Origin of the sequence: Isoptericola sp. NPDC057191 (assembly GCF_042670225.1) — a bacterium.
Taxonomy (GTDB): domain Bacteria; phylum Actinomycetota; class Actinomycetes; order Actinomycetales; family Cellulomonadaceae; genus Isoptericola.
The window spans coordinates 1-5,135 of sequence record NZ_JBHUWC010000235.1; the positions used below are offsets into that span (position 1 = coordinate 1).

Below are 5,135 nucleotides of genomic sequence, written 5' to 3' on the forward strand. Positions count from 1 at the left end.
AGCCCGAGCAGCGCAGGCTGCTCGGGCTCGGGGGTGTCGCTCACGGGGTCATCCCATCACGCGCTGCCGACGCCGCGGACGACGGAGCTCGGACGGCGGTCGCACGGCTGTCAGACGGCGGCGCGCAGGGCGTCCACGCGGTCGGTGCGCTCCCAGGTGAACCCGGGCAGGTCGCGGCCGAAGTGCCCGTAGGCGGCGGTGGCGGCGTACACCGGGCGCAGCAGGTCGAGGTCGCGGATGATCGCGGCCGGGCGCAGGTCGAAGACCGTGTCGATCGCGGCGGAGATGCGCTCCACCGGCACGGTCTCGGTCCCGAACGTCTCGACGTACAGCCCGACGGGGTGCGCCTTGCCGATCGCGTACGCGACCTGCACCTCGCACCGGCGTGCCAGCCCGGCCGCCACCACGTTCTTGGCCACCCAGCGCATCGCGTACGCCGCGGACCGGTCCACCTTCGACGGGTCCTTGCCGGAGAACGCGCCACCACCGTGCCGGGCCATGCCGCCATAGGTGTCGACGATGATCTTGCGGCCCGTCAGCCCCGCGTCGCCCTGCGGGCCACCCACCACGAACTTGCCCGTGGGGTTGACGATGAGGCGCGCGCCCGCCGTCTCGATGCCGGTCTCCGCGGCCACCTGAGCGAGCACGGGGGCAATCACCCGGTCGGCCACCTCGCGCTGCAGCTTCTCCTGCACGATGTCCGCGTCGTGCTGCGTGGACAGCACCACGGTGTCGACCCGCACCGGCCGGTCGCCGTCGTACGCGATCGTCACCTGCGTCTTGCCGTCGGGGCGCAGCCCGGGCAGCTCCCCCGACCGGCGGACGGCGGCGAGCCGCTCCGCCAGGCGGTGCGACGTCCAGATGGGCAGCGGCATCAGCGCCGGCGTCTCGTCGGAGGCGTAGCCGAACATCAGGCCCTGGTCACCCGCACCCTGCGCGTCGAGGGGGTCGTGGTCGTGGCCCGGGCCCGAGGAGTCGTCCCGCTCCTCGAGGCTCTTGTCGACGCCCTGCGCGATGTCCGGGGACTGCTGCCCGATGGACACCGACACCCCGCACGAGTCGCCGTCGAAGCCGATCGCCGACGAGGTGTAGCCGATACGCCGCACCACCTCGCGCACGATCTGCGGGATCTCGACGTACGCGTCCGTGGTGACCTCGCCCGCCACGTGCACCAGGCCCGTGGTCACCATGGTCTCCACGGCCACGCGCGAGTGCGGGTCCTGGGCGAGCAACGCGTCCAGGATCGCGTCGGAGATCTGGTCGCACACCTTGTCCGGGTGTCCCTCGGTCACGGACTCGGACGTGAAGAGGCGCAGCGCATCGGTCATGCCGCACAGCCTACGGGCACCGGACCCTCCGCCAGGGCTACCCCAGCGCCCGACATCTCACATCGCGGGAAGATCTCAGATGCTGGGCAAGGCCTTCATCACGGTGTCCCAGATCGCGTCGGCGACCTCACGCTTCGACCCGGACGCCTCGGCCACCGCCTCGCCGCGCCCGTCGAGGATCGTCACCTCGTTCGTGGCCGCGCCGAACCCCCGACCGCCGCCCACCGCGTTCACCGCGAGGAGGTCGGCACCCTTGCGGCGTGCCTTGCTCCGGCCGTGCTCGAGGACCGAGCCGTCCGCGTCGCCCGTCTCGGCCGCGAACCCGACCACGAGCTGACCCGGCCGCAGCCGGTCCCGCGCGAGCTCGGCGAGCACGTCCGGGTTCTCGACGAGGGAGATCGGCGCAGGGCCGGAACCGGGGACCTTCTTGATCTTGGCGGTGGGCACCTCGGCGGGGCGGAAGTCCGCGACGGCCGCGGCCATCACGACGACGTCGGCGTCCTCGGCACCGGCCCGGACGGCGTCGCGCAACTCGGCCGTGGTCTCCACCGGGACGACCACCACCCCGGCCGCACGGGCGGCGGCGGTCACGTCGTCGTCGAGGTTCGCCGCGACCAGCGTCACCGCGGCGCCGCGGGCGCGAGCCGCCTCGGCGAGCGCGGCGCCCTGGCGGCCGCTGGAGCGGTTGCCGATGAACCGCACCGGGTCGATGGGCTCCCGGGTGCCCCCGGCGGACACGACGACGCGACGGCCCGCGAGGTCGCCCGCGCCGGCCCGAGGCACCGCGGCGCCGGGCGTCGGCACCGACTGCAGGGCGACACGGGCGATCTCCTCGGGCTCCGGGAGGCGCCCAGGCCCGGTGTCCGCGCCCGTGAGGCGGCCGCTGGCCGGGTCGATCACGACGACGCCCCGCGCGCGCAGGGTGGCGACGTTCGCCTGCGTGGCAGGGTGCTCCCACATCTCGGTGTGCATGGCGGGCGCCATCACGACCGGGCAGCGGGCGGTGAGCAGCGTCGAGGTCAGGAGGTCGTCCGCGCGCCCGGCCGCGGCCCGCGCCAGCAGGTCCGCCGTGGCAGGGGCCACGACCACGAGGTCGGCGCCCTGCCCGAGCGCGACGTGCGGCACGTGCGCGACGTCCTCGAACACCTCACCGGTCACGGGCTCGCCCGACAGCGCCTCGAACGTCGGCGCACCGACGAAACGAAGGGCCGACGCGGTCGGGATGACCCGGACCGCGTGGCCCTCCTCCCGCAGCAGCCGCAGCAGCAGCACCGCCTTGTACGCGGCGATGCCGCCGCTGACGCCCAGCAGGATCCTCATCGCGGACTACCCCGTCGCGACCGTCGTCGACCGGCGGCGCGCGTCAGAAGGTGATCTCGTCGCCAGGCTCGGCGACAGGCTCCGCAGCGCCCTCGGGCTTCTCCTCGACCGGGGTCGAGACGAGCAGGCCCTCGTTGATCTCGCGCATCGCGATGGAGAGCGGCTTCTCCTGGTTGCGGGTCTCGACCAGCGGGCCCACGTTCTCCAGCAGGCCCTCGTTGAGCTGCGAGTAGTAGGCGTTGATCTGACGGGCGCGCTGCGACGCGTACAGCACCAGGCCGTACTTCGAGTCGGTGCGCTCGAGCAGCTCGTCGATGGGCGGGTCGGTGATGCCGATGGGCTGGGCCACGGTTCCGGCCATGGGTCACACTCCAGACAGTTCAGGGACGGGCGGGGTTCAGCGGTCCATCCTACCCGCGATCACCGCGTGACCTGTGGCGCCGCCGACGTCACGCCCATCACGCGCGCCAGCTCGTCGGTGGCGTGCGTGACGTCGTCGTTGACGATCGTCACGTCGAACTCCGCCTCCGCGGCCAGCTCGGTCCGTGCGGTGCGCAGCCGGCGCTCACGCTCCTCCGCGTCCTCGGTCCCACGCCCGACGAGGCGGCGCACCAGCTCGTCGAAGCTCGGCGGCGACAGGAACACGAAGTGCGCCTCCGGCATCGACTCGCGCACCTGCCGCGCCCCCTGCAGGTCGATCTCCAGGAGCGTCGGCACGCCGGCCGCCAGGTGCTGCTCGACCGGCCCCCGAGGGGTGCCGTACCGGTTGCGGCCGTGCACGACGGCCCACTCGAGCATCTGCCCCTCGGCGACCATCCGGTCGAACTCCTCGGGCGAGACGAAGAGGTAGTGCACGCCGTGCACCTCCCCCGGGCGCGGCGGACGTGTCGTCGCCGACACCGACAGCCACACCTGGGGGTAGCGCGCGCGGATGTCTGCCGAGACCGTGCCCTTGCCCACGGCGGTGGGCCCGGCGAGCACGGTCAGGCGAGCCGGCGTCGCTCCTGCGTGCGCGGTGCCGGGAGCGGCCTCGGGGACAGGCTGGGAGGCCTGGTGCGGTGCCGGACTGCCGGCGGGTGGTGCGGAAATGTCAGCCAAACCTCTCGATGAGCGCCGAAGCCTGGTGCGGCCCGAGGCCACGGACCCGGCGGGTCTCGGCGATCCCGATCTCCTCCATGATCGCCCGGGCCTTCACCTTACCGACCCCGGGCAGCGACTCGAGCAGCGAGACGACCTTGAGCTTGCCCACGACGTCGTCCTTCTGCCCCCGCTCGATCACGTCCTTGAGGGAGCCCTGGGAGTACTTCAACCGGTTCTTGATCTCGGCACGGACGCGCCGAGCCTCGGCCGCCTTCTCGAGGGCCGCCGCACGCTGTTCCGGGGTGAGAGGGGGGAGAGCCACGCAAGTCACCTACTCTGTCGAGCCGCTGATGAGGGAACTGCTCCATCGAAAGTAGCCACGACCTGCGAAGGCGGCAATCCGTAGAGGGTCCCGTCCCGCCCGCCGACCGGGAGGAAAGCGGCATACGGGTCAGGATATCTCCGCAGGTGGCGTGCTCGGGAGGAATTCGGTCGTCACAGGCGCACGCCGCCCCCTACCGTCACACCCATGCCGACCGATCCCGTACCGTCCGGCGGGCCCGTCGCCCCGCGCCCCGACGACCCCCGCGACGGGTGGTTCCCCGAGAGCGTCGCGGCCGCCTACGACGCCTCCGCCGACGCCGAGTTCGACGCCGGCGTCGTCGAGCGCACCGTGGACGTCCTCGCGCGGCTCGCGGGCGACGGCGCGGCCCTCGAGCTCGCCGTCGGCACCGGCCGGGTCGCCGCTCCCCTCGCGCTGCGAGGCGTGCCCGTGCACGGCATCGAGCTGTCCCGTGCGATGGCCGCACGCGTCGTGGACAAGCCCGGCGGGGACCGGGTCGCCGTGACCGTCGGGGACATGACCCGAGCCCGGGTGCCGGGCGAGTACGCCCTCGCCTACCTCGTGTTCAACACGATCGGGAACGTCACCACGCAGGACGGCCAGGTGGACTGCTTCCGGAACGCGGCCGCCCACCTGCGGCCCGGAGGCCACTTCGTCGTCGAGGTCGGCGTCCCGCCCCTGCGCCGCATGCCGCCCGGCCAGGACACCGTGCCCTTCGCCGTCGCGCCCGACGACGACGGCGGGTACGTGGGCTTCGACCGGATCGACACCGCCACGCAGCAGTTCACGTCGAACCACGTGCGGGTCGGACCGGCGGGCACGGGCCGGTTCCGGTCGATCCCCTTCCGGTACGTCTGGCCGGCCGAGCTCGACCTCATGGCACGGATCGCGGGGATGCGGCTCGTCAGCCGCTGGGAGGACTGGGACGGCACGCCGTTCACCGCCGAGAGCGAGCGGCACGTGTCCGTCTGGCGGCTCGACGCGCCGTCCTGACGACGACGGCACGACGACGGCACGACGACGGCACGACGACGGCCAGGGCCGCACCCGAGGAGGTGCGGCCC

The 5,135-nt window shown here is 73.3% G+C and carries 6 protein-coding genes; 1 reads left to right on the plus strand and 5 read right to left on the minus strand.

Annotation, left to right across the window (positions count from 1 at the left end):
* Nucleotides 1-110: 110 nt before the first annotated feature.
* The 5 genes from metK to mihF form a co-directional block, all read right to left on the minus strand.
* Nucleotides 111-1,328, minus strand: a complete 1,218-nt coding sequence (metK, locus tag ACFT55_RS18920; RefSeq protein ID WP_380245394.1) for a methionine adenosyltransferase — start codon at nucleotides 1,326-1,328, stop codon at nucleotides 111-113.
* A 75-nt stretch (nucleotides 1,329-1,403) separates the two neighbouring features.
* Nucleotides 1,404-2,648, minus strand: a complete 1,245-nt coding sequence (coaBC, locus tag ACFT55_RS18925; RefSeq protein WP_380245395.1) for a bifunctional phosphopantothenoylcysteine decarboxylase/phosphopantothenate--cysteine ligase CoaBC — start codon at nucleotides 2,646-2,648, stop codon at nucleotides 1,404-1,406.
* 43 nt (nucleotides 2,649-2,691) lie between these two features.
* Entirely contained in the window at nucleotides 2,692-3,009 is a 318-nt protein-coding gene (rpoZ, locus tag ACFT55_RS18930; protein ID WP_380245396.1) for a DNA-directed RNA polymerase subunit omega, read from the minus strand.
* A gap of 59 nt (nucleotides 3,010-3,068) precedes the next feature.
* Nucleotides 3,069-3,629: a guanylate kinase gene (gene gmk / locus ACFT55_RS18935; RefSeq protein ID WP_380245397.1), complete on the minus strand. Its 561-nt coding sequence runs from the start codon at nucleotides 3,627-3,629 to the stop codon at nucleotides 3,069-3,071.
* Nucleotides 3,630-3,738: 109 nt separating this feature from the next.
* Nucleotides 3,739-4,050, minus strand: a complete 312-nt coding sequence (gene mihF, locus ACFT55_RS18940; protein WP_380245398.1) for an integration host factor, actinobacterial type — start codon at nucleotides 4,048-4,050, stop codon at nucleotides 3,739-3,741.
* Nucleotides 4,051-4,257: 207 nt separating this feature from the next.
* Here mihF and ACFT55_RS18945 point away from each other — a divergent pair, with 207 nt between their 5' ends.
* The gene (locus tag ACFT55_RS18945; RefSeq protein ID WP_380245399.1) at nucleotides 4,258-5,064 is read left to right on the plus strand and encodes a class I SAM-dependent DNA methyltransferase; all 807 of its coding nucleotides are present in this window, start codon (nucleotides 4,258-4,260) and stop codon (nucleotides 5,062-5,064) included.
* Nucleotides 5,065-5,135: the final 71 nt, after the last annotated feature.

What these genes read in the sequence shown, in the direction of transcription:
- metK (WP_380245394.1), bottom strand. Translation starts at nt 1,328, where the DNA reads ATGACCGATGCGCTGCGCCTCTTCACGTCCGAGTCCGTGACCGAGGGA.
- coaBC (WP_380245395.1), bottom strand. Translation starts at nt 2,648, where the DNA reads ATGAGGATCCTGCTGGGCGTCAGCGGCGGCATCGCCGCGTACAAGGCG.
- rpoZ (WP_380245396.1), bottom strand. Translation starts at nt 3,009, where the DNA reads ATGGCCGGAACCGTGGCCCAGCCCATCGGCATCACCGACCCGCCCATC.
- ACFT55_RS18945 (WP_380245399.1), top strand. Translation starts at nt 4,258, where the DNA reads ATGCCGACCGATCCCGTACCGTCCGGCGGGCCCGTCGCCCCGCGCCCC.